Annotated in this window: 1 pseudogene; it reads left to right on the top strand. The window is 81.0% G+C overall.

Going from position 1 to position 437, the window contains the following annotated elements:
- Positions 1 to 239, top strand: a pseudogene (locus tag FJV41_RS53345) (hypothetical protein); the annotation flags it as partial.
- Positions 240 to 437: the final 198 nt, after the last annotated feature.

Below are 437 nucleotides of genomic sequence, written 5' to 3'. Positions count from 1 at the left end.
CGGGGTGGTGCCGGGGCCTGACGGCCGGCACCGCCCTCCCCTCGCGCCCGCGCTCGGCGGAGCTCGCGCGGCACGTCGCCGGGGCTGACGCCGGCGCCGGAGGCTGGCAGGTCCTGCATCTCGCGGGAGTGACTGGCTCTCGGGGCGGGGTGGCGCCGGGGCCTGAAGGCCGGCACCGCCCTCCCCTCGCGCCCGCGCTCGTGCCCGGTGCAGCTCGCGCGGCACGTCGCCGGGGCTGACGCCGGCGCCGGAGGACCAGGTCCTCCGCGCGAAGCTCGAGCAGCCCGCGGAAGTGACTGGCGTCTCGGGGCGGGGTGGTGCCGGGGCCTGACGGCCGGCACCGCCCTCCCCTCGCGCCCGCGCTCGGCGGAGCTCGCGCGGCACGTCGCCGGGGCTGACGCCGGCGCCGGAGGCTGGCAGGTCCTGCATCTCGCGGG

Source organism: Myxococcus llanfairpwllgwyngyllgogerychwyrndrobwllllantysiliogogogochensis (assembly GCF_006636215.1).
Lineage (GTDB): Bacteria > Myxococcota > Myxococcia > Myxococcales > Myxococcaceae > Myxococcus > Myxococcus llanfairpwllgwyngyllgogerychwyrndrobwllllantysiliogogogochensis.
This window is presented reverse-complemented; position numbering and strand designations above follow the sequence as displayed.